The organism is Pseudomonas sp. MWU13-3659 (genome assembly GCF_023757525.1).
Taxonomy (GTDB): domain Bacteria; phylum Pseudomonadota; class Gammaproteobacteria; order Pseudomonadales; family Pseudomonadaceae; genus Aquipseudomonas; species Aquipseudomonas entomophila_E.
In genome coordinates this window covers 217,895-241,997 of record NZ_JAMSHW010000001.1, presented here as the reverse complement: position 1 = coordinate 241,997, position 24,103 = coordinate 217,895, and the positions used below count along the sequence as shown (strand labels likewise).

The following is a 24,103-nucleotide window of genomic DNA, read 5'->3' as shown; positions in this document are numbered from 1 at the left end:
ATGGAGAACAATCAGCCCATCATCGTCAAGCGCGTCAAGCGCTTTGGCGACGGCCACCATGGCGGTGCCTGGAAGATTGCCTTCGCCGACTTCGCCACGGCGATGATGGCGTTCTTCCTCGTGCTGTGGCTGCTGTCCACCGCCACGCCCGAGCAGAAGATCGCCATCGCCGGCTACTTCAAGGACCCGATCGGTTTCTCCGAGAGCGGCACGCCGTACATCATCGACCTGGGTGGTTCGCCGCAACTGGCGCCGGAAAAGACCATCAACCCGGAAACCAAGTCGGAACCGACGCCTGACACCAGCATCCAGCTGGACAAGGACCAGGTCGAGACCATGGCCGAGCAGGTTGAGCGCGAGCGCCTGGAGCTGCTGCTGCAGGAGTTGCAGAACAAGGTCGAGGAAAACCCGCAGCTGCAGAAGTTCAAGGACCAGATCCTGTTCGAGATCACCCAGGACGGCCTGCGCATCCAGATCATGGACGCCGAGAACCGGCCGATGTTCGACCTGGGCAGCGCGCGCCTGCAGCCGTACTTCGAGGACATCCTGCTGGCCATGGCCGACACCATCAAGGCGGTGCCGAACAAGATCAGCATCAGCGGCCACACCGACGCCAAGCCGTATGCCGGCACCGGTGACTTCGGCAACTGGGAGCTGTCGGCCAACCGCGCCAACGCCGCGCGCCGCGCGCTGGTTGCCGGTGGCTATCCGGACGGCCAGGTGGCCCGGGTGGTCGGCTATGCGTCGTCGTCGCTGTTCGACCGGGAGAATCCGTTCAACCCGGTCAACCGGCGGATCGACATCATCGTGTTGACCAAGAAGGCCCAGCGCAACATCGAGGGCGAGCAAGGTGCGCCGGACGCGCCGCCTGCGGCGACACCTCCCGCCAATGCTGCCCCCGGCGCCGCAGCCCCCGCTGCGCCAGGTGCGGCGGGTGAAGCGGCGCAGGAGCCGATGCAGCCGCGTGAGCTGCGCCAGAAGCTGAACATCTTCGAGGATGGTGTATTGAAGATGGACGAGGCCAAGGGCCAGTAACCGATAAAGGTCGCAATGCGGCCTCTGTAGGAGCGTCTTCAGCCGCGATCACCCGCGAAGCGGGTGCAGGCCCGCGTTGGCTGCATCGCGGCTGAAGCCGCTCCTATAGGATTCCCCCCTGCCGCTCAGAACCCCCGCCGGATCTTGGCCTTGAGATCGGCATGGAAGAAGTCGGCGTTGTCCCGATCGCTGAAGCCCCTTCGTCCCGTGGATGATGACATCCCCCGTCCGAACGTCTGTTCATCGTGATACGCCAATACAAACAGATCGATATGGCTGCGTTCGCGCATCACCGGCCATTTGCCCAAACGTTCCGGCGGGCTTCCCTCGCCCGTGTGGTAGAAGCTTATTCGCCGGTTGGTAATGGCCGCGGCCCCGAGCAGCCAGGCGGTCCACCAATCTTCAGCATTGCTGTCGGACACCAGCCCGATCCAGTGGGTGGCATCGCTCATCTGCTGGCAAAAATTGCCATGCAGGTCGTCGAAGGTCTGCCCGTTGCAATCGAACAGTACCAATTGGGTGGGAATGCCTTCGAGCAACATGCGCTCGTTGAGGATGAAGGCGTCCAGGCGGTCGCCGTGGGGGTAGCTGATGAAGACCGGCATCAGTCCTGTTCTCCTTGTGGGAGGTAGGCGCAGTGCAGGTTGCGTGCTGATTTTGTCATTGTGTGACCTTCCTTGAGCCGTGCAGGGGCGTCGCGGGTTGGCGACGGATCCTGGGCGGAACAATCGGTGAAAGGTCGAGCAATCAACAAGGGATGACGAAAAAACGAGAGCCGTCCTACGGCTCCCGGTAAAACTTCCTACAGAAAAGCCTTAATAGCTATCTTCTGGCAGACTGGCGATGATCGAACGATAGCTGTTCATGCGCTGCTCTGATACCTGGCCGCCTTCCAGTGCCTTGAGCAATGCACAGCCCGGTTCTCGGTCGTGCTTGCAGTCGCGGAAGCGGCAGTTGCCGATCAGCTCGCGGAACTCGATGAAGCCATCTTCCACATCGTCACGGCTGACGTGGCCCAGGCCGAATTCGCGGATACCCGGCGAGTCGATCAGGTCGCCGCCGTTGGGGAAGTGGTACAGCCGCGCGGTGGTGGTGGTGTGGGTGCCTTGGCCCGACCATTCCGACAGGTCGCCGACACGGGTGCCGGCGTCGGGCAGCAGGCTGTTGACCAGCGACGACTTGCCCACACCCGATTGGCCGACGAACACGCTGATATGGCCATCCAGCGTCTGTTGCAGGCGCTGCATGCCGTCGCCTTGGTGAGCGGAAACTTCCAGCAACGGATAGCCGAGGTTGCGGTACACCTCCAGCATGGCGTTGAGGGTCGGCGCATTCTCTTCGTTGATCAGGTCGGCCTTGTTCAGCAGCAGCAATGGGCGAATGCCGGCGTGCTCGGCGGCCACCAGGTAGCGGTCGATCAGGTTGGGGTGCGGCTCGGGGGCCGGGGCGAAGACGATGACGATCAAGTCGACGTTGGCCGCCACCGGCTTGAGCTGGCCATGGTTGTTCGGCCGGCACAGTTCGGTGGTGCGTGGCATCTGCGCGACGATCACGCCGATGCCCTGGTTGCCGGCGCGCCACACCACGCGGTCGCCGGTGACCAGCGCCGGCAGGTTGGCGCGCAGGTGGCAGCGGAAGACCTGGCCGGCCGCTTCGCCGTCCTGGGCCTCGACCTCGACCTGCACACCGAAGTGGGCGATCACCAGGCCCAGTTGCTCCGGCCCCAGGTCACCACCCTCCAGCTCTTGCAGCACATGCTGCTCGCGTTTGGCGGCGCGGGCGGCGCGCTCGCCCTGGATCTTTTCGATGCGCCAGTTCTGGCGGCGGTTGAGCTGGCGTTTGGCCATGAAGGTTCCGTGTCGGCGAGGCAGAAAGAAAACGGCAGGCAGTTTAGCACGGCCTGCCCACGACCAACTTCGCGAGTGTCCTGTCTCGGAAACAAGCTGTTCACTTTTGACGGCGTCTTGGGCGCGCGGCCGGCGTTGCCACTCCTTGCCATGGCCCTGCTATGAATCGTCGTGGCGCCTTGGCCGAACACCCAAGCCACTTGCCAAAAGAGAACGTATTTCCGAGACAGGACACTAGGCTAATATGACGGCCTATCAGAGGAGCCTTTTCATGCAGAACCCACAGAACCTGATCTGGATCGATCTGGAAATGACCGGCCTGGATCCGGACAGCGACGTCATCATCGAGATGGCCACCATCGTCACCGACAGCGACCTGAACACCCTGGCCGAAGGCCCGGTGATCGCCATTCACCATAGCGACGAAGTGCTGGCGCGCATGGACGAATGGAACACCCGCACCCATGGCAACTCGGGCCTCACCCAACGGGTGCGCGAGAGCAAGGTGAGCATGGCCGAGGCCGAGGCGCAGACCATCGCCTTCCTCGAGCAGTGGGTACCGAAGGGCAAGTCGCCGATCTGCGGCAACAGCATTTGCCAGGACCGCCGCTTCCTCTACCGTCACATGCGCGGGCTGGAAAACTACTTCCACTACCGCAATCTCGACGTCTCCACCCTCAAGGAGCTTGCGGCCCGCTGGGCGCCGGATGTACGTGACAGCTTCAAGAAAGGCAGCACTCACCTTGCGCTGGACGATATCCGTGAGTCCATTGCCGAGTTGCGCCACTACCGCGAGCACTTCATCAAGTTCTGAGCTTGCCGTGCGCCGATGATCGTCGGCGCGCCCCCTTTTGGTGCCCCGCCTGACTGGTTAGACTGCGCGCCTTTCCCGCACGGACCTGCACCATGTTGCTGATGCTCTACCTCATCGCCATCACCGCCGAAGCCATGACCGGCGCCCTGTCCGCCGGCCGTCGAGGCATGGACTGGTTCGGCGTGGTGCTGATCGCCTGTGTCACCGCGCTGGGTGGCGGCTCGGTGCGTGACGTGCTGCTTGGGCACTATCCGCTGACTTGGGTGAAACACCCGGAATATCTGGTGCTGACCAGTTTCGCGGCGTTGCTGACCATCTTCATCGCGCCGTTGATGCGCCACTTGCGCTCGCTGTTCCTGGTGCTCGATGCGCTGGGGTTGGTGGCTTTCACCTTGATCGGCTGCATGACTGCGCTGGAGATGGGGCAGGGGTTCCTGGTCGCGTCGATCAGTGGGGTGATCACCGGTGTGTTCGGCGGGATCCTGCGGGATATCTTCTGCAACGACATTCCGCTGGTGTTCCGGCGTGAGCTGTATGCCAGCGTGTCGTTCGCCGCGGCGTGGTTCTACCTGGGGTGCGTGTACTTCAAGGTGCCTGCGGAGCAGGCGATGCTGCTGACCTTGTTCGGTGGGTTCCTGGTGCGGCTACTGGCGATCAGGTTCCACTGGGAAATGCCCAAGTTCCACTACAACGATCAGCATTGATTCACGTTGGAGTCGTATGCTCTCGGCCTATTGCTCAATCTGTAGGAGCCGGCTTGCCGGCGAAGCTGTCACTACATAATTAGTTCATATCTCTTGATCTTGATCTTGATCTTGATCTTGATCTTGATCTTGCTTCTAAGTGCGCAATAGTTCAGGCACCGCCAAATGCGACTTCAGGAGGCCGAACGTAGGACTTGCGTAGCGGGGCGACGGGCATGGATGCCCGTCGAGCACTGATGGGCCATGGATGGCCCTTCAGTGCGTCCACGCGGGAGCAAGGCCGGCGTGAGGGAACCCCGGAGCGAAGCGTAGGGGCCGGATGAACGGAGCCAGCGGTTTTTGCCTTCTTTTGCCCGCGAGCAAAAGAAGGTCGCCGTAAGGGCGAAAAGGTGAGTCAGCGTCTCTATCGTCAATGGATATGCTCGCAGACTTCAGGCCAATACTCTGGAAGTCAAAGTCAAAGTCAAAGTCAAAGTCAAAGTCAAAGTCAAAGCTAAGTAGGTCTCTACAGCTATATGTATATCCATTTGCTACAGCGACTCGAAGTCACCTTTCCGCCCTTACGGCGGGTCACTTTTTGTCAAACGCCCGGGGCGCCGGCCGGACAAAAGTAACCAAAAAACGCTGCGCTCCATTCATACGGCCCTCCGCTACGCTCCGGGTCCCTTCGCTCCGGCGCCTTCCGGGCCCGCGCGGCCTACGACTTGCTGCGCAAGTCTACATCTCGCGCCTTCGGCTACGCCGAAGGGTGCTGCGCACCTGGCCCTCCAGACGCCTGCGCTCAGCCTCCTGAAGTCGCGAAGTTACGGGCAGCGCCTGGACAGGCGCAGCTGTCGCTAGCGGGTTTGGTGGTTAATCATTCGATCGCAGAAGCAGAAGGTCAAAGCGCGCCGTGTCGCGCCAGTGCCCACTCCACATGCTCACGCACCAGATCAGAAGGATCATGCCGCCGCGCATTCAGCGCCTCCAGCACCGGAATGGTTGATGGCGCATTGCCCAACCCCACCGCCAGGTTGCGCAGGAACCGCTCATACCCCGCCCGCCGCAACGGCGAACCTTCGGTGCGGGCGAGGAAGCGCGGCTCGTCCCACAGGAACAGCTCGGCCAGCTCGATGTTGTCCAGGCCACGCCGCGGCATGAAGTCGTCCTCGGTCGTGGTCTTGGCAAAGCGGTTCCACGGGCAGACGATCTGGCAGTCGTCGCAGCCGAACACCCGGTTGCCGATCAGCGGCCGCAGTTCGACCGGGATGGCATGGCGCAATTCGATGGTCAGGTACGAGATGCAGCGCCGCGCGTCGAGCTGGTAGGGCCCGACGAAGGCCTGGGTCGGGCAGATGTCCAGGCACGCCTGGCAGCGGCCGCAATGATCGCTCCCCTGTATGCCATCGATCGGCAACGGCAGGTCGACGAACAGTTCGGCAAGGAAGAAGTAGCTGCCGGCCTTGCGGTTGAGCAACAGGGTGTTCTTGCCAATCCAGCCCAGGCCGGCCTCTTGCGCCAGGGCCTTTTCCAGCACTGGTGCACTGTCGACGAAAGCGCGGTAGCCGAACGGGCCGATAGCCTCCTGGATACGGTCGGCGAAGTGCTGCACGCGCTTGCGCACCAGCTTGTGATAGTCGCGGCCCAGGGCATAGCGCGAGATATAGGCCTTTTCCGGCTCCGCCAGGCGCTTGGCCATCTGCGTGTCGCCGGGCAGGTAGTCCATGCGCAGCGAGATCACCCGCAAGGTGCCGGGGATCAGCTCGGCCGGGCGCGAGCGCTTGTGGCCATGGTCGCCCATGTACTCCATTTCACCGTTGTAGCCCGCGGCAAGCCAACGCTGCAGGTGCTGTTCGTGCTCGCCAAGGTCTACCCCGGCGATGCCGACATGGGCAAAACCGAGCTCGAGGCCCCAATCCTTGATCGATTGGGCCAGTGTGGCGATGTCTGGAGTAGTGGCGGGCATGGATGGATAAGGCATTACAGGCACAGGTGCGTATAATTCTGCCAGACATCGGAGCCTTTGACCCCATGCCTCAGACCAAACACCCCACAATGCCGCTCAGCAGCCTGACTCTGGCCAGGCTGCCGCCCCGCGCCGCCGACGCCCACAAGGGCGATTTCGGCCATGTGCTGGTGGTGGGCGGCGACCTGGGCACCGGTGGCGCGGTCATGCTCAGCAGTGAGGCGGCGCTGCGTTGTGGCGCAGGCCTGGTCAGCGTGGCTACCCGCCCCGAGCACCTCGGTGCCGGGCTGGCCCGCTTGCCGGAGGTCATGTGGCTGGGCGTGACCTCGGCCAACCAGCTGATGAACCCGCTTGCACGGGCTTCGGTGCTTGTGGTCGGCCCCGGCCTGGGGCAGGCGGCCTGGGGGCGCAGCCTGTTGTCGGCGGTGAGCCACGCCCATTTGCCGCAAGTCTGGGACGCCGATGCCCTCAACCTGCTGGCGGGTGCGCCACTGGCCTTGCCCAGCGGCAGCATCCTGACCCCGCATCCGGGCGAGGCGGCACGCTTGCTGGGCATTTCCACCGAGGCGGTGCAGGCCGACCGGGCGGGTGCGGCACGCAAGTTGGCGCGCCGCTATGCCAGCGTCTGCGTGCTCAAGGGCGCGGGCACACTGGTGGCCGACCCTGCCGGGCAGTTGGCGCTGTGTGGGCGGGGCCACCCGGCCATGGCCGGTGCTGGCTTGGGCGATGTGCTGACCGGTGTGCTGGCCGCGCTGCTGGCCCAAGGGTTGGAGGCGTGGCAGGCCGCATGCCTGGGGGTATGGCTGCACGCCTGTGCCGGCGAGCGCCTGGGTATCAAAGGTAGAGGGCTGGCGGCCAGCGATCTGGTCCCGGTCATTAGAGCGTTATTGGAGGAGCATTCAGCGTGTCAGGCTTAACCCTGTTTCTGGCCGACGAGCCGGCCACCGTCGCCTTTGGCGCGAAGCTGGCCGAAGTGACCGGCGGTCGTGGCGTGATCTTTCTCGAGGGCAACCTGGGCGCGGGCAAGACCACGCTTTCCCGTGGTCTGATTCGTGGCCTTGGTCACACCGGGCCGGTGAAAAGTCCGACCTTTACTGTCGTCGAACCCTATGAAATCGGCGACATTCGCGCCTTCCACTTCGACCTGTACCGCCTGGTCGACCCGGAAGAGCTCGAGTTCATGGGGATTCGTGACTATTTCGAGGGTGATCCGCTGTGCCTGTTCGAGTGGCCCGATAAAGGTGCGGGCGTTTTGCCAAAGCCCGACCTGACCATTACCATAAGCCCGCAGGCGGGCGGACGTTCGCTGAACCTGTCGCCGCAGGGGGCTCGCGGCGAATCCTGGTGTGCCGTTCTGGCCGAAGCATTCAAACAGTAAGTGGGGAAAGGTATGCGCATACGCGCACTGGTCGCCGTCGTTGGGCTGCTGCTGACCGCGGTGACCGTCGACGCTCTGGCCGTCACTCAAGTCAAGAGCATGCGCCTGTGGCGCGCTCCGGACAACACGCGGCTGGTCTTCGACCTGTCCGGGCCTGTGCAGCACAGCGTCTTCACCCTGACCGCACCCGATCGCCTGGTGATCGACATCAATGGCGCCACATTGGGTGCGCCGCTGAACGTTTCCACTTCGAATACGCCGATCACCAGCGTGCGTTCGGCCCAGCGCACGCCTACCGACCTGCGTGTGGTGGTCGACCTGAAGAAGGCCGTTTCACCGAAAAGCTTCGTCCTGGCACCCAACGCCCAGTACGGCAACCGCCTGGTGGTCGACCTGTACGACCAGGAAGCCGACGCCATTGCCGCCAGCAACCCGACGCCGCCGCCCACGCCGCAGCCGCCGGCTACCACGCCTGCGGTGCCGGTAACGCCGGCGCAGCCAGCCATCAAGCTGCCGCCAGCACCCGCTGGCAAGCGTGACATCGTCGTCGCCATCGACGCCGGCCATGGTGGTGAAGACCCAGGTGCTTCGGGTTCGCGCGGCCAGCACGAGAAAGACATCGTGCTGGAAATCGCCCGGGAGCTGCAGCGCCAGATCAATACCGAGAAGGGCTACCGCGCCGAGCTGACCCGCACCGGCGACTACTTCATCCCGTTGCGCAAGCGCACCGAGATCGCCCGCAAGAAGGGCGCCGATCTGTTCGTCTCCATTCACGCCGACGCCGCGCCGTCCACAGCGGCCTTCGGTGCCTCGGTGTTCGCCCTGTCGGACCGGGGTGCGACGTCCGAGACGGCACGTTGGCTGGCCGACACGGAAAACCGCTCCGACCTGATCGGTGGCGCCGGCAACGTCAGCCTCGACGACAAGGACCGCATGCTCGCCGGTGTGCTGCTCGACCTGTCGATGACCGCCACGCTCAGCTCCAGCCTCAATGTCGGGCAGAAGGTGCTGGGCAACATGGGCCGGGTGACGCCATTGCACAAGCAGCGGGTGGAGCAGGCTGGATTCATGGTGCTGAAGTCGCCTGACATTCCGTCGATCCTCGTTGAAACCGGGTTCATCTCCAACGCCAACGAAGCCTCCAAGCTGGCAACCAAGAGCCACCAGCAGGCGTTGGCGCGTTCGATTCACACCGGTGTGCGCCAGTTCTTCCAGCAGAACCCGCCACCAGGCACCTACATTGCCTGGCTGCGCGACAGCGGCAAGATTGCCCAGGGGCCGCGTGACCACACCGTGCGCCCAGGCGAGACACTGGCGATGATCGCCGTGCGCTACCAGGTCAGCGTCACGGCCCTGCGCAGCAGCAACAACCTGAAGACTGACGAGTTGAAGGTCGGCCAGCACCTCGATATCCCAGCCACCACCCTGGCGTCCCAGCAATGAGTGGCGGTTCGCGTATCCAGCTGCTCAGCCCGCGGCTGGCCAACCAGATTGCCGCCGGCGAGGTGGTCGAGCGCCCGGCTTCGGTGGCCAAGGAGCTGCTGGAAAACAGCTTGGACTCCGGCGCCCGGCGCATCGAGGTCGAAGTCGAGCAGGGCGGCGTGAAGTTGCTGCGCGTGCGCGACAATGGCGGCGGTATCGCGCCGGATGACCTGCCGCTGGCACTGGCGCGCCACGCCACCAGCAAGATCCGCGAGCTGGAAGACCTCGAAGGCGTGCTCAGCCTGGGCTTTCGCGGTGAGGCCCTGGCTTCGATCAGCTCGGTGGCGCGGCTCACCCTGACGTCACGCACCGCCGACGCCGGCGAAGCCTGGCAGGTGGAAACCGAAGGCCGTGACATGACCCCGCGCGTGCAGCCTGCCGCGCACCCGGTCGGCACGTCCGTCGAAGTGCGCGACCTGTTCTTCAACACGCCGGCCCGGCGCAAGTTCCTCAAGGCCGAGAAGACCGAATTCGACCACCTGCAGGAAGTGATCCGGCGCCTGGCGCTGGCGCGCTTCGATGTGGGCTTCCACTTGCGCCACAACGGCAAGACCATCTTCAGCCTGCACGAAGCCGCTGACGAGACGGCCCGGGCGCGGCGCGTCGGCACGATCTGTGGCCCGGGCTTCCTCGAGCAGGCGCTGCCGATCGATGTCGAACGCAATGGCTTGCGGCTGTGGGGCTGGGTTGGCCTGCCGACCTTCTCGCGCAGCCAGGCCGACCTGCAGTACTTCTTTGTCAACGGCCGCGCGGTACGCGACAAACTGGTGGCCCACGCGGTGCGCCAGGCTTACCGCGACGTGCTGTTCAATGGCCGGCACCCGACCTTCGTGCTGTTCCTCGAGTGCGACCCGACCGGTGTCGACGTCAACGTGCACCCGACCAAGCACGAAGTGCGCTTCCGCGAAGGGCGGATGGTCCATGACTTCCTCTATGGCACCTTGCACCGCGCCTTGGCCGATGTGCGCCCGGAAGACCAGCTGGCGGCGCCGGCCGCTGCCAGCGAAATCGTCCGCCCCAGCGGGCAGCAGGTTGGCGAGTTCGGCCCGCAAGGTGAAATGCGTCTGGCCTCGCCTGTGCTGGAGCAGCCTCAGGGCGAGTCGCGTCAGTCGTTTACCCCGGGCAGTGGTGCTGGTTCGGGCTACCAATATCAGTACACACCTCGCCCATCCCAGCCGCTGCCGGTCGCCGAGTCGCAGGCGGTGTACCGCGAGTTCTACGCGCCGCTGGAAGGCACCGCACCTGCTTCCTTGCCAGAAAGCCAAGGCGATATTCCGCCGCTGGGCTACGCCCTGGCCCAGCTCAAGGGCATCTACATCCTTGCCGAGAACGCCGTCGGCCTGGTGCTGGTGGACATGCACGCCGCCCACGAGCGGATCATGTACGAGCGCCTCAAGGTGGCCATGGCCAGCGAGGGCCTGAGCGGCCAACCGCTGCTGGTGCCCGAGTCGCTGGCGCTCAGCCAGCGCGAAGCGGACTGCGCCGAGGAGCACGCCCAGTGGTTCCAGCGCCTGGGCTTCGAGCTGCAACGCCTGGGCCCGGAAACCGTGGCGATCCGCCAGATTCCAGCACTGCTCAAGCAGGCCGAGGCCAACCGCCTGGTGCAGGACGTGCTGGCCGACCTCATGGAGTACGGCACCAGCGACCGCATCCAGGCGCACCTGAACGAACTGCTCGGGACCATGGCCTGCCACGGCGCCGTGCGCGCCAACCGGCGCTTGGCCATCCCGGAAATGAACGCGCTGCTGCGCGACATGGAAAACACCGAGCGTAGCGGGCAATGCAACCACGGCCGGCCGACCTGGACCCAGATGGGCCTGGACGACCTGGACAAGCTGTTCCTGCGGGGGCGATGAAATGAGTGGCAAACCCCCGGCGATATTCCTCATGGGGCCGACCGCGGCCGGCAAGACCGACCTGGCCATCGAATTGACCAAGGTGTTGCCGTGCGAACTGATCAGCGTCGATTCGGCGCTGGTCTATCGCGGCATGGACATCGGCACCGCCAAGCCCTCGAAAGAGATCCTGGCCGCCCACCCGCACCGGTTGATCGACATCCTCGATCCGGTCGAGAGCTATTCGGCCAAGCAGTTCTGCACCGACGCTCTCGAAGCCATGGCCGAGATCACCGCTCGCGGCAAGATCCCGCTGCTGGTGGGTGGCACCATGCTTTATTACAAGGCATTGGTCGATGGCCTGGCTGACATGCCGCCGGCCGACGCCGCAGTGCGCGCCGAGCTCGAGGCGCAGGCAAGCGCACTGGGCTTGGCCGAACTGCATCGGCAGTTGGCCGAGGTCGACCCTGAGTCGGCTGCGCGTATCCATCCGAATGACCCGCAGCGCCTGATTCGCGCGCTTGAGGTATTCCGGGTCAGTGGCGAGAGCATGACCGCCCACCGCCAGCGTCAATTCGCGGAAAGTCGCGGCGCAGACGCAGGCGCGAGCGGGCATTTGCCCTATACTGTCGCGAGTTTGGCGATTGCTCCTACAGATCGTCACATTTTGCATCAGCGAATTGCGCTACGATTTTCGCAGATGCTGGAACAGGGCTTCGTCGACGAGGTCCGATCGCTGCGAGCCAGAAGTGACTTGCACGCGGGGCTGCCGTCTATACGAGCAGTGGGTTACCGACAGGTCTGGGACTATCTCGATGGTCATCTGACTGAGAATGAGATGCAAGAACGCGGTATCATTGCCACTCGCCAGCTGGCCAAGCGGCAGTTCACCTGGTTGCGCGGCTGGGATGGCGTGCACTGGCTGGATAGCCTGGCCTGCGACAATCTGTCCCGCACCTTGAAATACCTTGGGGCCGTCTCCATATTGAGCTGAGTCCCTGCTTATAGCCGTCTATTCTTACGAAAGGCGGCATGAATCATCGAATTTCTTGTTTTTCTACTATTGATCCTTACAGGAGTGCGGCATATGTCAAAAGGGCATTCGCTACAAGACCCTTACTTGAACACCTTGAGAAAAGAAAAAGTCCCGGTTTCGATCTATCTGGTCAACGGGATCAAGCTGCAGGGTCAGATTGAATCCTTCGACCAGTTCGTCGTGCTGCTGAAGAACACCGTCAGCCAGATGGTCTACAAGCACGCCATTTCGACCGTCGTACCTGCCCGCCCGGTTCGTCTGCCAAGCCCGTCCGATGCCGAGCACGGCGACAGCGAGCCAGGCAACGCTTGAAAAAAGTAGGAGCCTGCATTGTTCTTTGAGCGCCACGGTGGTGGTGAGCGAGCGCTGCTCGTTCACTTGGAAGGTCAGAACCCTGAGGCGCGCGAAGACCCGCAGGAGTTTCAGGAGCTGGCGCTGTCGGCCGGCGCCGATATCGTTTCGCTGGTAACAGTGGCGCGGCATCAGCCCACCGCCAAGTTTCTGATCGGCAGCGGCAAGGTCGAGGAGTTGCGCGACCTGGTCAAATCCGCCGAAGCCGACCTGGTGATTTTCAATCACACCCTCACGCCCAGCCAGGAACGCAACCTCGAGCGCGTCTTCGAGTGTCGCGTGCTGGACCGTACCGGGCTGATCCTCGACATCTTCGCCCAGCGGGCGCGTACTCACGAAGGCAAGCTGCAGGTCGAACTGGCCCAGCTCGAGCACATGAGCACGCGGCTGGTGCGCGGCTGGACCCACCTTGAGCGCCAGAAGGGTGGTATCGGCCTGCGCGGCCCGGGTGAAACCCAGCTCGAAACCGACCGCCGCCTGCTGCGGGTACGCCTGCGCCAGATCAAGGCACGCCTTGAGAAGGTGCGCAGCCAGCGCGAACAGGCCCGTCGCGGGCGCAAGCGCGCGGACATCCCGTCGGTGTCGCTGGTGGGCTACACCAACGCCGGCAAATCGACCCTGTTCAATGCCCTGACCCAGTCCGAGGTCTATGCCGCGGACCAGTTGTTCGCCACCCTCGACCCCACGCTGCGCCGGCTCGAGCTGGCCGACCTGGGGCCGATCGTGCTGGCCGACACCGTGGGCTTCATCCGCCACCTGCCGCACAAGCTGGTCGAGGCATTTCGGGCTACGCTCGAAGAGTCGAGCAACTCCGACCTGTTGCTGCATGTGATCGATGCTCACGAACCTGATCGCATGGAGCAGATCGAGCAGGTGCTCGCGGTGCTCGGCGAGATCGGGGCCGAGAGCTTGCCGATCCTCGAGGTCTATAACAAACTCGACCTGCTTGAAGATGTCGAGCCGCAGATCCAGCGCGATGCCGATGGCAAGCCGCAGCGGGTCTGGGTATCGGCACGTGATGGACGTGGCCTGGAGTTGGTTGGCCAGGCGATTGCCGAGTTGCTGGGGGACGACCTGTATGTCGGAACCCTGTGCCTGGAGCAACGGTTTGCCCGCCTGCGCGCGCAATTCTTTGCCTTGGGCGCGGTGCAGAGTGAAGAGCATGATGAAGAAGGGCGCAGCCTGCTGAGCGTGCGACTGCCCAGGGTCGAGTTGAATCGCCTGGTCAGCCGCGAGGGCATGGAGCCGCAAGTGTTTGTCGAGCAACACACTTTGCAATAAATGCCCGTCGAGGTCGTCGGGCAGCGGTGACAGGCATTCTGTAGCATTGGACGGCGCGCCGTGGGCGCGTCTTTGCTTTATCAGATGGAGAGCGCTATGGCTTGGAACGAGCCGGGTGGCAACTCGAACAATCAGGATCCCTGGGGCGGTCGCCGTAACGGCGGCGGCGGTGGTGGCGACAAGAAAGGTCCACCGGATCTCGACGAGGCCTTCCGCAAGCTGCAGGACAGCCTGAACGGCATGTTCGGCAGTGGCAAGAAACGCAGCGGCGGTGACCGCAATATCGGCAAGGGTGGCGGCTTCGGCCTGCTGGGCGTAGGCCTGGCGGTGCTGGCGGCGATCTGGCTGTACAGCGCCGTGTACGTGGTGGACGAGCAGGAGCAGGCCGTGGTGCTGCGCTTCGGCAAGTACTACGAGACCGTCGGTCCTGGCCTGAATATCTATTTCCCGCCGATCGACCGCAAGTACATGGAAAACGTGACCCGCGAGCGGGCCTACACCAAGCAGGGGCAGATGCTCACCGAGGACGAGAACATCGTCGAGGTGCCGCTGACCGTGCAATACCGCATCAGCAACTTGCAGGACTTCGTGCTCAACGTCGACCAGCCGGAAGTCAGCCTGCAGCATGCCACCGACAGCGCCCTGCGCCACGTGGTGGGCTCCACGTCGATGGACCAGGTGCTGACCGAAGGCCGCGAGCAGATGGCCGTGGATATCCGCGAGCGTCTGCAGCGTTTCCTCGACACGTACCGCACCGGTATCACCGTCACCCAGGTCAACGTACAGAGCGCGGCAGCCCCGCGTGAAGTGCAGGAAGCCTTCGACGATGTGATTCGCGCCCGCGAAGACGAGCAGCGTGCCCGCAACCAGGCCGAATCCTACGCCAATGGCGTGGTGCCCGAGGCCCGTGGTCAGGCGCAACGCATCATCGAGGACGCCAACGGCTACCGCGACGAAGTGATTGCCCGCGCCAAGGGTGAGGCCGACCGCTTCACCAAGCTGGTCGCCGAATATCGCAAGGCACCGGAGGTCACTCGCCAGCGTCTTTACCTGGAAACCATGCAGGAGGTCTACAGCAACTCCAGCAAGGTCCTGGTAACCGCCAAGGACGGGCAGAACAACCTGCTCTACTTGCCACTGGACAAGATGGTCGAAGGCAGCCGCAGCAGTGCAGCGCCGGTCAGCAGCGTATCGCCGTCGGTCAACGACGCCGCCGCGCGTAGCGCGCAAGACCTGCAACAACAACCGCCGCTGCGTTCCAGGGAGAGCCGCTGATGAGCAATAAATCGCTGTTCGCCCTGATCGGCGCCGTGGTACTGGGGGTTGTCGCCTGGAACTGCTTCTACATCGTTTCGCAAACCGAGCGCGCGGTATTGCTGCAGTTCGGTCGCGTGGTCAAGGCCGATGTTCAGCCTGGCCTGCACGTGAAGGTTCCGTACGTGAACCAGGTGCGCAAGTTCGACGCCCGCCTGATGACCCTCGATGCCCCGACCCAGCGTTTCCTGACGCTGGAGAAGAAGGCCGTGATGGTCGACGCCTACGCCAAGTGGCGGGTCAAGGACGCCGAGCGCTTCTATACCGCCACCTCGGGCATGAAGCAGATCGCCGACGAGCGTCTGTCGCGCCGTCTTGAAAGCGGCCTGCGTGACCAGTTCGGTAAACGCACCTTGCACGAAGTGGTTTCCGGTGAGCGTGACGCCCTGATGAGCGACATCACCGCTTCGCTGAACCGCATGGCCAGCAAGGAGCTGGGTATCGAAGTGGTCGACGTTCGCGTCAAGGCCATCGACCTGCCCAAGGAAGTCAACCGCAGCGTGTTCGACCGCATGAGCACCGAGCGTGAGCGTGAAGCACGCGAGCACCGCGCCAAGGGTAACGAGCTGGCCGAAGGTATTCGCGCCGACGCTGACCGTCAGCGCCGCGTGCTGCTGGCCGAGGCATATCGTGAAGCGGAAGAGACCCGCGGTGACGGTGATGCCCAGTCGGCTGCCATCTACGCCAAAGCTTATACGCAGGACGCTGATTTCTACGCGTTCTACCGTAGCCTGCAGGCGTACCGCGAAAGCTTCTCCAGCAAGAGCGACGTGCTGGTCCTGGATGCGAAGAACGAGTTCTTCCGCTACCTGGACAAGAGCAAGCCCTGACGCGAGGAGCGCCCCGCCTGGCTGCTAAAATGCCAGGCGGGGTGCATCCCGAGCAAAAAGGGGTGTATGATGAGTCAGCCGGGAAATTCCCGGCTTTTTTGCGTCTGTAAGGTTCATTGGCCCAAGCGTGGCCCCCGGCGCAAGGTATTCGAGGATGTTGGTAACGGTGGCTGCGCTGGGCTCGGTCCTGCCCGCTGCTGTCCGCCAGGATCCGTTTCACTCAAGGCTCGCCGCCAGGCAGGCCGCCCGGACCAAAGGGGAAATGGCGTAATGGCAACGGTAGACCGCTGGCTTTTGCCAGATGGCATCGAGGAAGTACTGCCACCTGAGGCTGCGCGCATCGAGATCGCGCGTCGGCAGGTGTTGGACCTGTTCCAGAGCTGGGGATACGAGCTGGTTGTCACACCCCATATCGAGTACCTGGAGTCGCTGCTCACCGGCGCCGGCCAGGACCTGGACCAGCGCACCTTCAAGGTCGTCGACCCACAATCCGGGCGCCTGATGGGCTTCCGTGCCGACTTCACCCCGCAGGTGGCGCGCATCGACGCCCACACCCTGCGTCGTGAAGGCCCGAGCCGCCTGTGCTATGCCGGCAGCGTGCTGCATGCGCAACCGCGTGCCCTGTCCACCTCGCGCAGCCCGATCCAGTTGGGCGCCGAGCTGTACGGCGATGCCAGCCCCACCAGCGATGTCGAAGTCATCAGCCTGATGCTCGCCACGTTGCAGCTGACCGATGTGCCGGATGTGCACATGGACCTCGGCCATGTCGGTATCTACCGCGGCCTGGCCCGTGCCGCTGGCCTGTCCGGCGCGGTCGAGCAACAGTTGTTCGACGCCCTGCAGCGCAAGGCAGTCGACGAAGTACAGGCACTGACCGCCGACCTGCCGAAAGACCTGGGCAACATGCTGCGCGCGCTGTGCGAGCTGTGCGGTGGCCGTGAAGTGCTGGCCGAGGCCCGCGTGCGCCTGGGCCGTGCCCCGGCCAGCGTGCTGGCGGCGCTGGACGACCTGCTGGCGATCGCCGATCGCCTGGCGTCGCGCTACCCGGACCTACCGCTGTACTTCGACCTCGGCGAGTTGCGCGGCTACCACTATCACACCGGCGTGGTGTTCGCCGTGTTCGTGCCGGGCGAAGGTCAATCGATCGCCCAGGGCGGCCGCTACGACGACATCGGCGCTGATTTTGGCCGGGCACGCCCGGCCACTGGTTTCTCCACGGATTTGAAGACCCTGGTCACACTGGGGCGAGCGGAGGTCGTATTGCCTGCTGGCGGCATCTGGATGCCCGACAGCAGCGATGCGGCCCTCTGGCAGCAGGTCTGCCAGTTGCGCAACGAGGGCCAGCGTGTGGTCCAGGCCCTGCCTGGCCAACCGCTGAGTGCTGCTCTCGAGGCGGATTGTGATCGGCAATTGATTCAGCAAGACGGGCGCTGGCAGGTTCTGCCGCTGACCCATTGAGATTCTTCGCCGGCAGTGGGCCGGCAACCAAGTTTGCGTGAATGAGGACAAGTGTTATGGGTAAGAATGTCGTCGTCCTGGGCACCCAGTGGGGTGATGAGGGCAAAGGCAAGATCGTCGATCTGCTGACCGAACATGCTGCCGCCGTAGTGCGCTACCAGGGTGGCCACAACGCGGGCCACACCCTGGTGATCAACGGTGAGAAGACCGTTCTGCACCTGATTCCCTCGGGCATCCTGCGTGAAGGCGTGCAGTGCCTGATCGGCAACGGCGTGGTCGTTGCGCCGGACGCCTTGATGCGTGAAATCACCAAGCTGGAAGAGAAGGGCGTGCCGGTGCGCGAGCGCCTGCGCATCAGCCCGGCTGCCCCGCTGATCCTGTCGTACCACGTGGCCCTCGACCAGGCCCGTGAGAAAGCCCGTGGCGAAGCCAAGATCGGCACCACCGGCCGCGGCATCGGCCCAGCCTACGAAGACAAGGTCGCACGTCGCGGCCTGCGCGTCGGCGACCTGTTCCACCGCGAGCGTTTCGCCGCCAAGCTCGGTGAGCTGCTGGACTACCACAACTTCCAGCTGGTGAACTACTACAAAGAACCGGCCATCGACTTCCAGCAAACCCTGGACGAGTGCATGGCCTACGCCGAGCAGCTCAAGCCGATGATGCTTGACGTCACCGCCGAACTGCACAACCTGCGCCGCGCCGGCAAGGACATCATGTTCGAAGGTGCCCAGGGCTCGCTGCTGGACATCGACCACGGTACCTACCCGTACGTCACCAGCTCGAACACCACCGCTGGCGGCATCTCCACCGGTTCCGGCGTTGGCCCGATGTACCTGGACTACATCCTGGGCATCACCAAGGCCTACACCACTCGCGTCGGTTCCGGTCCGTTCCCGACCGAACTGTTCGATGAGACTGGCGCCACCCTGGCCAAGCGTGGCCACGAGTTCGGCTCGACCACCGGCCGTGCCCGTCGTTGCGGCTGGTTCGACGCCGTGATCCTGCGTCGCGCCATCGACGTCAACAGCATTTCGGGCATCTGCCTGACCAAGCTGGACGTGCTGGACGGCCTGGAAACCATCAACATCTGCGTGGGCTACAAGAACGAGAACGGTGCCGTCATCGACGCGCCTTCCGATGCCGACAGCTACATCGGCCTGGAGCCGGTATACGAGCAGATGCCAGGCTGGAGCGAGTCGACCCTGGGCGTGAAAACCCTGGAAGAGCTGCCTGAAGCCGCGCGCGCTTACATCAAGCGCATCGAGGAGCTGGTCGGCGCGCCGATCGACATCATCTCGACTGGCCCGGACCGCAACGAGACCATCGTGCTGCGTCATCCGTTCGCCTGATCGGCCACTTCGGTAGCTGATTGAACGCCGCGCTCCCGCAAGGGTGCGCGGCGTTTTCATTTGTATCCTGCCCAGGTAGGAGCCGGCCTTGCCGGCGAACACCGGCGTAGCCGGTGCCATCCACCGCGTCGCCTGGTTCGCCAGCAAGGCTGGCTCCTACAGGGGCGAAGTGCATAAATACCTCACCTTGTTAGCGGGATTGGCGTTTATACCTGCTGCCTCAGGCACAACCCTTGCTGTAAGAAGTTTCTGAAGATGCCATCAAAGCAATGGCGCCAGAAACACGAGGGTTACAACGTGTCTGCCATCCTTTCACTGTTACGAAGCCGCCTCTTGCGGCCTGTGTTTGTTGCGCTTGGTATCGCTCTTCTGGTGCAGGTGCTGGTTGCCGTTGCACTGACGCGGAGCACGGTCACGGCCCTGGAGGCCGATCTGGGCGAGCGGCTGGGTAATGACAGTCGCAAACTGGCCACCGAGCTTGAACAGGCCGGACAAGATGTACGCGCCGGGCTCGACAGCCTGTCGGCCAGCACCCGCCAGCGCATGAGCGCCGGTCTTTCCGAGCGGCTGCAGAGCGAGCAGCAGCAACTGCGCGCGACGTTGGAGAAGAACCTGAAGGATTCGGCCAACGACATGGCCGAACTGCTCGCCTCCGTGGCGCCGCGTGCCATCTGGGACAACGATGTGCCGACGCTCTCGGACTTCGCCCGGCGAGCCCAGCGCAACCCCAACGTGCTGTTCGTGATCTACGACGACGCCCAGGGCCAGCACCTGACCCGTTACCTGAACCGGCAGAACCCGATCAACCAGGCGCTGATGGACAAGGGTCAGGGTGAGCGGGCGCTGGACAAGGTGCTGGACGCGGCGCGCAAGGACACTTCGGTGTACTTCGTCGAAGCCTCGATCAGCCCTAACGGTGCCGAGATCGGCAAGGTGCTGATGGGCGTTTCCACGGCGGGTGTCGACCAGGAACTGAAGGCCCTCGACCAGCGTTTCGCGGCGCTGATCGCCAGTGGTGAGCAATTGGTCGGCGACAGCCTGGTGGCCGCTGCCGCCGACAGCGGCAAGGCGCTGCGGGCACGCCTGGAAACCGCGCAGAACAGCGCCACGGCAATGCAGGCCAATACCGCTGAGACTGTGCGTGACGCAGCCGGCGAGCTGCGCTGGCGCATCGGCCTGGGCCTGGTGCTGGTCGGGCTGGGTGTGCTGCTGGTGGTGGCTGTGGTGCTGGGCCACCGGGTGGTGAACAAGTTGCGCCTGCTGATCGCCGCGCTGAATGACCTGGCCGCCGGGGAGGGCGACCTGACCAAGCGCGTGAAGCTGGACAGCCGTGACGAGATTGGTGACATGGCGTCGGCGGTGAACCGCTTCGTCGACAAGCTGCAGCCTATTGTGCGTGAGGCCGGTGAAGTGGCGCAGCGCACCGGCGTGGAGATTGGCAGCATGGCCCAGCGCAATGCAGGCGCCGATGCTGCTGCGGCCTTGCAGCGTGATGAGGTGGCCGCCAGCTTGCGCGACCTGTCGAGCATGGCGGACGAAGCGCAGGCCGAGAGCCATGCGATGCAGGCCGCGCTGCAGCAGGTGGTGGATATCCGTCAGGCCACTGACGAGAACAGCCGCGCTTCTACTCAGCTGGCGCGCTTGATCGAGAACCTGGCGGGTGAGGTGGAAACCGGCTCGCAGGTGATCGAGCGGCTGGCCAAGCAGAGCGAGCAAATCGAAGTCGTGCTGACGGTGATCCACGGTATTGCCGAGCAGACCAACCTGTTGGCGCTCAACGCCGCCATCGAGGCGGCGCGGGCGGGTGAGACCGGGCGTGGGTTTGCCGTGGTGGCCGACGAGGTGCGGGCGCTGGCGAGCAAGACCCAGAGTTCGACCGGGGATATCCAGTCGCATATCGTCGCGTTGCAGCAGGGCGCCAAGGAGGCCGTGGCCACCATCAGCCAGGCCGGGCGTCAGGCCAGTGAAGGCTTGCTGGTGCTGCGCGACAACGAGCGGCGCCAGCAATCGGTGCAGGCGGCGGTGGAGCAGGTGCATGCGGCGATCGGCCTGGCCACTCGTGCGGCCGAACAGCAGGCCAGTGGCGCGCAGGCGGTGCGTGGACGGGTGGAAACCATCCATGCCCAGGCCGAGCGTTCAGCCGAAGTGGTGATGCAGACCACGGCCAGCAGCAAGGTGCTGGATGACCTGGCGGCGCAGTTGCGGGCCAGCCTGGGGCAGTTCAGGGCCTGAGGTTCGCCGGCAAGCCGGCTCCTACACGAACCCGTAGGAGCCGGCTTGCCGGCGAACAGGGATCTCACGCCTTGTTCAGGTACATCCGCGTGGTCAGCAGATAAACCGGCAACCCCGACACCACGATCAGCAGTGCCGCATAAGGCGCTGCCGCCGCGAACTCGACGTTCGCCGTGTGCGCCCACACCTCGGTGGCCAGGGTGGTCATGCCGGTCGGGCTGAGCAGCAGGGTGGCGGTCAGTTCCTTCATCGCATCCAGGAACACCAGGGCAAAGGCCGCCGCCATCGCCGGGAAGATGATGGGCAAGGTGACCCTGCAGAACGCTGCGAAGCTGCTGGCGCCCAGGGTGCGTGCAGCCTCCTCCAAGGTCGGCGAGGCCTTGTTCAGTGCGGTGCGTACCGGTGATTGCGCCAACGGCAGGAACAGCAGGGCATAGGCCAGGATCAGCAGCGCGGTGGTCTGGTACAGTGCCGGCACATAGTGCAATGCGAAGAACACCAGCGTCAGCGCGATCACCAGGCCGGGCAGGGCATGCAGCAGGTATGGCAGGCGTTCGGCCCAGATCGCCAGGCGACCTTTGTAGCGCACCACCAGGAAGCTGATCGGCAAGGCCAGCAGCACACAGAAGCCGGCGCCGCCCAGGGACACCGACAGCGAGGTCAGCAACGCTTTGCTGATCGCTGCCACCGGGAAGGCCGCCGACGAACCCACGCTCAGCCAGTAGCCCAGCATAGCCAGGGGGATGCCGCTGCCCAGCACTGCCAGTGCCAGGCAGAAGAGCTGCCCGAGTGGCATCCAGGCACGCAGGCGTACTGGCTGCGCGCGACGCGCCACGCCCTGGCCGATACGCACATGCCGCGCCTTGCCGCGAACTCGCAATTCCAGCCACAGCATCACTAGGCACAGCGCCAGCAGCACCGCCGAGAGCATGGCTGCGTTGGCGTTGCTGAACTCCAGCTCGAACTGCTGGTAGATCGCCGTGGTGAACGTCTGCAGCCCAAGGATCGACAAGGCGCCGAACTCCACCAGCATGTGCAGGGCGATCAACAGTGCACCGCCGAGCATCGACGGCCACAGCAGCGGCAGGGTGATCTTGTGGAACACGCCCCAGCGGCTGCAGCCCAAGGTGCGCGCCGACTCTTCGAGCGAAGTGTCGAGGTTGCGCAAAGTGGCGGCCACTGGCAGGAACACCAGCGGGTACTTCGACAGCGCCATGACCAGGATTGCCCCGCCCAGCCCTTCGAAGTCCGAGCTCAGCGACACCCAGGTGAAGCTGCTGATGAACGATGGCACGGCGAACGGCAGGCACAGCACCACGCCCCACAGCCGGCGCCCTGGCAGGTCGCTGCGCTCCAGCAGCCAGGCCAATGCCACGCCTGCCAGCAGGCACAGCACGGTGACGCCGACCATCAGCAGCAGGGTGTTGCGCAGCAGCCCCCAGACGAAGGGGCGCCAGAGTAGACGCAGGGCTTCGTGCCAGCCCGCTTCCCAGGCCTTGAGCCCGACGTACAGCAGCGGCAACAGGCTCATCGCCACCAGGAACAACACGGGCAGCACCACCCAGATGGACGGGCGCCTGCGTTTCGGGACGAAGTGCGACAAGGTGGGCGAGGGCAGGGCGGCGGTCATCAGAGCAGGCCAACCTCACGCTCGAGCTCGATGGCTTCCTCGGCATTGCCCAGGTCGGCCGGCGAGATCTTCGGCGGGCGCAAGTCCTCGAATGGCTTCAGGCCGCGCTCCGAGACCATGCCCTTGTGCAGCGGATACTCGGCGGTGGTCTGGGTGATCACGCGCTGGCCTTCTTCACTGGCCATCCAGTTGAGCAGTGCCTGGGCCTCTTTCGGGTGCTTGCTGGCCTTGACCACGGCGACGCCGGAGATGGTCACCAGGTTGCCGGCATCGCCGTCGGCCAGGTAGTACAGCTTGGAATCGAGCTTGCCGCGCTCGCGTTCCAGGGCATACCAGTAGTAGTTGTTGACCAGCACGGCGGCCACTTCGCCCTTTTCCACGGCCTTCAGCGCGACCATGTTGTTGGTGTAGGCCTTGCCGAACGCCTTGAGGCCCGTCAGCCATTCTTCGGTGGCTTCGCGGCCATGCATCTTCAGGATGGCCACAGCCTGTTCCTGGAAGGCGCCGCTGGTGGGGACATAGCCGACAAGCCCCTCCCATTCAGGATTGGCGAAGTCCATTACTGTTGTCGGCAGGTCTTTCTCTTCGACCTTCTTCGGGTTGAACACCACGATGCGGGTGCGGGCGGTGATGCCCATCCAGGTGCCGTTAGCGCCCACATACTCCTTGGGCATCATGTTCGCGGTGGCATCGTCGATCTTCGCCAGCAGGCCCAGCTCGCCCAGGTTGTTCAGGGGCGGGGATTCCTCGGTGTAAATGAGGTCGGCCGGCGAGCGCTCGCCTTCCTCGATGATCTGGCTGGCCAGCTGGTTGCTGCTGCCCTTGCGGATATTGAGATGGATACCGGTCTTGGCCTCGTAGGCCTTGGCGATGGCGTCGCCAATTTCCTTGTGCTGGCCGTTGTACATCGTCAACGTGACCGGTTCGTCTGCCAGGGCGGCCGGTGCGCCGATCACCAGGCTCAGAAGTGCAGCGGCCAGGGTGCGCATCAGCGGTTGCGGGCGGATCGTCATGCGGGTACTTCCTCGCTTACGGCTACATATTTGGAAACAATGGTAAACGAAATTGTTTCTCAAATGGGCGTGTGACGGGAAATTCATGGGCGGGGGCGCGCGCAGCGCAATTCGTAGGAGCCAGCCTTGCTGGCGAACCAGGCGCCGCGGAGCATGGCACCGGCTGTACCGGTGTTCGCCGGCAAGGCCGGCTCCTACAGGGATTGCGTCGGGTGGCTGCAAAAAACGCAGGCAAGAAAAAACCCACTAGCAAGCTAGTGGGTTTTTGTATGGTGCCCAGGAGAAGACTCGAACTTCCACGACCGTTAAGTCACTGATACCTGAAACCAGCGCGTCTACCAATTCCGCCACCTGGGCAAAGCTTTGAATCATCTGCTGAAGGCGATCAACGTTCGCTTTCACACAGTAGTAACAGATCCTTGGTCATCTATTACTTGAAAATCTTGGTGCCCAGGAGAAGACTCGAACTTCCACGACCGTTAAGTCACTGATACCTGAAACCAGCGCGTCTACCAATTCCGCCACCTGGGCACACATTCGAGATTACAAGATGCTTTACAGCGCCGTTC

The 24,103-nt window shown here is 63.9% G+C and carries 20 protein-coding genes, 2 tRNA genes and 2 pseudogenes; 16 read left to right on the top strand and 8 right to left on the bottom strand.

Annotated elements, in window-relative coordinates; translation table 11 throughout:
- Positions 1-1,035 (top strand): flagellar motor protein MotB, encoded by a 1,035-nt coding sequence (gene motB, locus NGM28_RS01085; RefSeq protein ID WP_240066966.1) that lies wholly within the window; start codon positions 1-3, stop codon positions 1,033-1,035.
- Between the two features lie 125 nt (positions 1,036-1,160).
- Here the strand turns inward: motB and NGM28_RS01080 are convergent, their stop codons facing one another.
- Together NGM28_RS01080 and rsgA are read right to left on the bottom strand one after the other, a co-directional pair.
- Positions 1,161-1,640: a molecular chaperone Tir gene (locus tag NGM28_RS01080; protein WP_252088436.1), complete on the bottom strand. Its 480-nt coding sequence runs from the start codon at positions 1,638-1,640 to the stop codon at positions 1,161-1,163.
- A gap of 210 nt (positions 1,641-1,850) precedes the next feature.
- On the bottom strand, positions 1,851-2,882 hold the full coding sequence (gene rsgA, locus NGM28_RS01075; RefSeq protein ID WP_240066968.1) for a small ribosomal subunit biogenesis GTPase RsgA: 1,032 nt from the start codon (positions 2,880-2,882) through the stop codon (positions 1,851-1,853).
- Positions 2,883-3,153: 271 nt separating this feature from the next.
- On the opposite strand from rsgA, the gene orn reads away from it, so the two are divergent.
- Positions 3,154-3,696: an oligoribonuclease gene (orn, locus tag NGM28_RS01070; protein ID WP_213658537.1), complete on the top strand. Its 543-nt coding sequence runs from the start codon at positions 3,154-3,156 to the stop codon at positions 3,694-3,696.
- Between the two features lie 92 nt (positions 3,697-3,788).
- Positions 3,789-4,400, top strand: a complete 612-nt coding sequence (locus tag NGM28_RS01065; RefSeq protein ID WP_011535955.1) for a trimeric intracellular cation channel family protein — start codon at positions 3,789-3,791, stop codon at positions 4,398-4,400.
- 880 nt (positions 4,401-5,280) lie between these two features.
- Here the strand turns inward: NGM28_RS01065 and queG are convergent.
- Entirely contained in the window at positions 5,281-6,345 is a 1,065-nt protein-coding gene (queG, locus tag NGM28_RS01060) for a tRNA epoxyqueuosine(34) reductase QueG (RefSeq protein WP_252088556.1), read from the bottom strand.
- A gap of 65 nt (positions 6,346-6,410) precedes the next feature.
- Between queG and NGM28_RS01055 the strand changes: the two genes are divergently transcribed.
- From NGM28_RS01055 to hflK, 8 genes and pseudogenes are all read left to right on the top strand, one after another.
- Positions 6,411-7,262: an NAD(P)H-hydrate dehydratase gene (locus tag NGM28_RS01055; protein WP_252088435.1), complete on the top strand. Its 852-nt coding sequence runs from the start codon at positions 6,411-6,413 to the stop codon at positions 7,260-7,262.
- Complete coding sequence (gene tsaE, locus NGM28_RS01050; RefSeq protein WP_240066378.1) at positions 7,250-7,723, top strand: tRNA (adenosine(37)-N6)-threonylcarbamoyltransferase complex ATPase subunit type 1 TsaE; 474 nt, start codon at positions 7,250-7,252, stop codon at positions 7,721-7,723. Before NGM28_RS01055 ends, tsaE begins: the two co-directional genes overlap by 13 nt.
- Before the next feature lie 12 nt (positions 7,724-7,735).
- A complete protein-coding gene (locus tag NGM28_RS01045; RefSeq protein ID WP_240066377.1) occupies positions 7,736-9,166 on the top strand; it encodes an N-acetylmuramoyl-L-alanine amidase in 1,431 nt (476 codons plus the stop codon).
- Positions 9,163-11,061, top strand: coding sequence for a DNA mismatch repair endonuclease MutL (mutL, locus tag NGM28_RS01040; protein ID WP_240066376.1), 1,899 nt, complete (start codon positions 9,163-9,165; stop codon positions 11,059-11,061). The genes NGM28_RS01045 and mutL overlap by 4 nt, the downstream gene beginning before the upstream one ends.
- Before the next feature lies 1 nt (position 11,062).
- Entirely contained in the window at positions 11,063-12,034 is a 972-nt protein-coding gene (miaA, locus tag NGM28_RS01035) for a tRNA (adenosine(37)-N6)-dimethylallyltransferase MiaA (RefSeq protein ID WP_240066375.1), read from the top strand.
- Between the two features lie 93 nt (positions 12,035-12,127).
- On the top strand, positions 12,128-12,388 hold the full coding sequence (hfq, locus tag NGM28_RS01030; protein WP_011535948.1) for an RNA chaperone Hfq: 261 nt from the start codon (positions 12,128-12,130) through the stop codon (positions 12,386-12,388).
- 18 nt (positions 12,389-12,406) lie between these two features.
- Entirely contained in the window at positions 12,407-13,708 is a 1,302-nt protein-coding gene (hflX, locus tag NGM28_RS01025; RefSeq protein WP_011535947.1) for a ribosome rescue GTPase HflX, read from the top strand.
- 96 nt (positions 13,709-13,804) lie between these two features.
- Positions 13,805-14,866, top strand: a pseudogene (gene hflK, locus NGM28_RS01020) (FtsH protease activity modulator HflK); the annotation flags it as partial.
- 43 nt (positions 14,867-14,909) lie between these two features.
- Here the strand turns inward: hflK and NGM28_RS28770 are convergent.
- Positions 14,910-14,990 (bottom strand): variant GlyGly-CTERM sorting domain-containing protein, encoded by an 81-nt coding sequence (locus NGM28_RS28770; RefSeq protein WP_353620507.1) that lies wholly within the window; start codon positions 14,988-14,990, stop codon positions 14,910-14,912.
- Between NGM28_RS28770 and hflC the strand changes: the two genes are divergently transcribed.
- The 5 genes and pseudogenes from hflC to NGM28_RS28860 all read left to right on the top strand — a co-directional run bounded on the left by hflC (position 14,983) and on the right by NGM28_RS28860 (position 20,891).
- The gene (hflC, locus tag NGM28_RS01015; RefSeq protein WP_011535945.1) at positions 14,983-15,852 is read left to right on the top strand and encodes a protease modulator HflC; all 870 of its coding nucleotides are present in this window, start codon (positions 14,983-14,985) and stop codon (positions 15,850-15,852) included. The two genes, NGM28_RS28770 and hflC, sit on opposite strands and share 8 nt — an antisense overlap.
- Before the next feature lie 270 nt (positions 15,853-16,122).
- Positions 16,123-17,310 carry an ATP phosphoribosyltransferase regulatory subunit gene (locus NGM28_RS01010; RefSeq protein WP_213658529.1) on the top strand — a complete coding sequence of 396 codons (1,188 nt, stop codon included), beginning with the start codon at positions 16,123-16,125 and terminating at the stop codon, positions 17,308-17,310.
- 56 nt (positions 17,311-17,366) lie between these two features.
- Complete coding sequence (locus NGM28_RS01005) at positions 17,367-18,659, top strand: adenylosuccinate synthase (protein WP_011535943.1); 1,293 nt, start codon at positions 17,367-17,369, stop codon at positions 18,657-18,659.
- 255 nt (positions 18,660-18,914) lie between these two features.
- Positions 18,915-19,985: pseudogene (locus NGM28_RS28865) on the top strand (methyl-accepting chemotaxis protein); the annotation flags it as partial.
- 21 nt (positions 19,986-20,006) lie between these two features.
- Entirely contained in the window at positions 20,007-20,891 is an 885-nt protein-coding gene (locus NGM28_RS28860) for a methyl-accepting chemotaxis protein (RefSeq protein ID WP_502943816.1), read from the top strand.
- Positions 20,892-20,955: 64 nt separating this feature from the next.
- Here NGM28_RS28860 and NGM28_RS00995 read toward each other — a convergent pair whose 3' ends face one another.
- The 4 genes from NGM28_RS00995 to NGM28_RS00980 all read right to left on the bottom strand — a co-directional run bounded on the left by NGM28_RS00995 (position 20,956) and on the right by NGM28_RS00980 (position 24,065).
- Positions 20,956-22,521 (bottom strand): ABC transporter permease, encoded by a 1,566-nt coding sequence (locus NGM28_RS00995; RefSeq protein ID WP_252088433.1) that lies wholly within the window; start codon positions 22,519-22,521, stop codon positions 20,956-20,958.
- Complete coding sequence (locus NGM28_RS00990; RefSeq protein ID WP_252088432.1) at positions 22,521-23,534, bottom strand: extracellular solute-binding protein; 1,014 nt, start codon at positions 23,532-23,534, stop codon at positions 22,521-22,523. Before NGM28_RS00990 ends, NGM28_RS00995 begins: the two co-directional genes overlap by 1 nt.
- Positions 23,535-23,804: 270 nt before the next feature.
- Positions 23,805-23,891, bottom strand: a tRNA-Leu gene (locus NGM28_RS00985).
- A gap of 87 nt (positions 23,892-23,978) precedes the next feature.
- Positions 23,979-24,065: transfer RNA gene (locus NGM28_RS00980), tRNA-Leu, on the bottom strand.
- Positions 24,066-24,103: the final 38 nt, after the last annotated feature.

Excerpts from the sequence above, each read along its gene's own strand:
- motB (WP_240066966.1), top strand. The coding sequence starts at position 1 with ATGGAGAACAATCAGCCCATCATCGTCAAGCGCGTCAAGCGCTTTGGC.
- NGM28_RS01080 (WP_252088436.1), bottom strand. The coding sequence starts at position 1,640 with ATGCCGGTCTTCATCAGCTACCCCCACGGCGACCGCCTGGACGCCTTC.
- rsgA (WP_240066968.1), bottom strand. The coding sequence starts at position 2,882 with ATGGCCAAACGCCAGCTCAACCGCCGCCAGAACTGGCGCATCGAAAAG.
- orn (WP_213658537.1), top strand. The coding sequence starts at position 3,154 with ATGCAGAACCCACAGAACCTGATCTGGATCGATCTGGAAATGACCGGC.
- NGM28_RS01065 (WP_011535955.1), top strand. The coding sequence starts at position 3,789 with ATGTTGCTGATGCTCTACCTCATCGCCATCACCGCCGAAGCCATGACC.
- queG (WP_252088556.1), bottom strand. The coding sequence starts at position 6,345 with ATGCCCGCCACTACTCCAGACATCGCCACACTGGCCCAATCGATCAAG.
- NGM28_RS01055 (WP_252088435.1), top strand. The coding sequence starts at position 6,411 with ATGCCTCAGACCAAACACCCCACAATGCCGCTCAGCAGCCTGACTCTG.
- NGM28_RS01045 (WP_240066377.1), top strand. The coding sequence starts at position 7,736 with ATGCGCATACGCGCACTGGTCGCCGTCGTTGGGCTGCTGCTGACCGCG.
- mutL (WP_240066376.1), top strand. The coding sequence starts at position 9,163 with ATGAGTGGCGGTTCGCGTATCCAGCTGCTCAGCCCGCGGCTGGCCAAC.
- miaA (WP_240066375.1), top strand. The coding sequence starts at position 11,063 with ATGAGTGGCAAACCCCCGGCGATATTCCTCATGGGGCCGACCGCGGCC.
- hfq (WP_011535948.1), top strand. The coding sequence starts at position 12,128 with ATGTCAAAAGGGCATTCGCTACAAGACCCTTACTTGAACACCTTGAGA.
- hflC (WP_011535945.1), top strand. The coding sequence starts at position 14,983 with ATGAGCAATAAATCGCTGTTCGCCCTGATCGGCGCCGTGGTACTGGGG.
- NGM28_RS01010 (WP_213658529.1), top strand. The coding sequence starts at position 16,123 with ATGGCAACGGTAGACCGCTGGCTTTTGCCAGATGGCATCGAGGAAGTA.
- NGM28_RS01005 (WP_011535943.1), top strand. The coding sequence starts at position 17,367 with ATGGGTAAGAATGTCGTCGTCCTGGGCACCCAGTGGGGTGATGAGGGC.
- NGM28_RS28860 (WP_502943816.1), top strand. The coding sequence starts at position 20,007 with ATGGCGTCGGCGGTGAACCGCTTCGTCGACAAGCTGCAGCCTATTGTG.
- NGM28_RS00995 (WP_252088433.1), bottom strand. The coding sequence starts at position 22,521 with ATGACCGCCGCCCTGCCCTCGCCCACCTTGTCGCACTTCGTCCCGAAA.
- NGM28_RS00990 (WP_252088432.1), bottom strand. The coding sequence starts at position 23,534 with ATGACGATCCGCCCGCAACCGCTGATGCGCACCCTGGCCGCTGCACTT.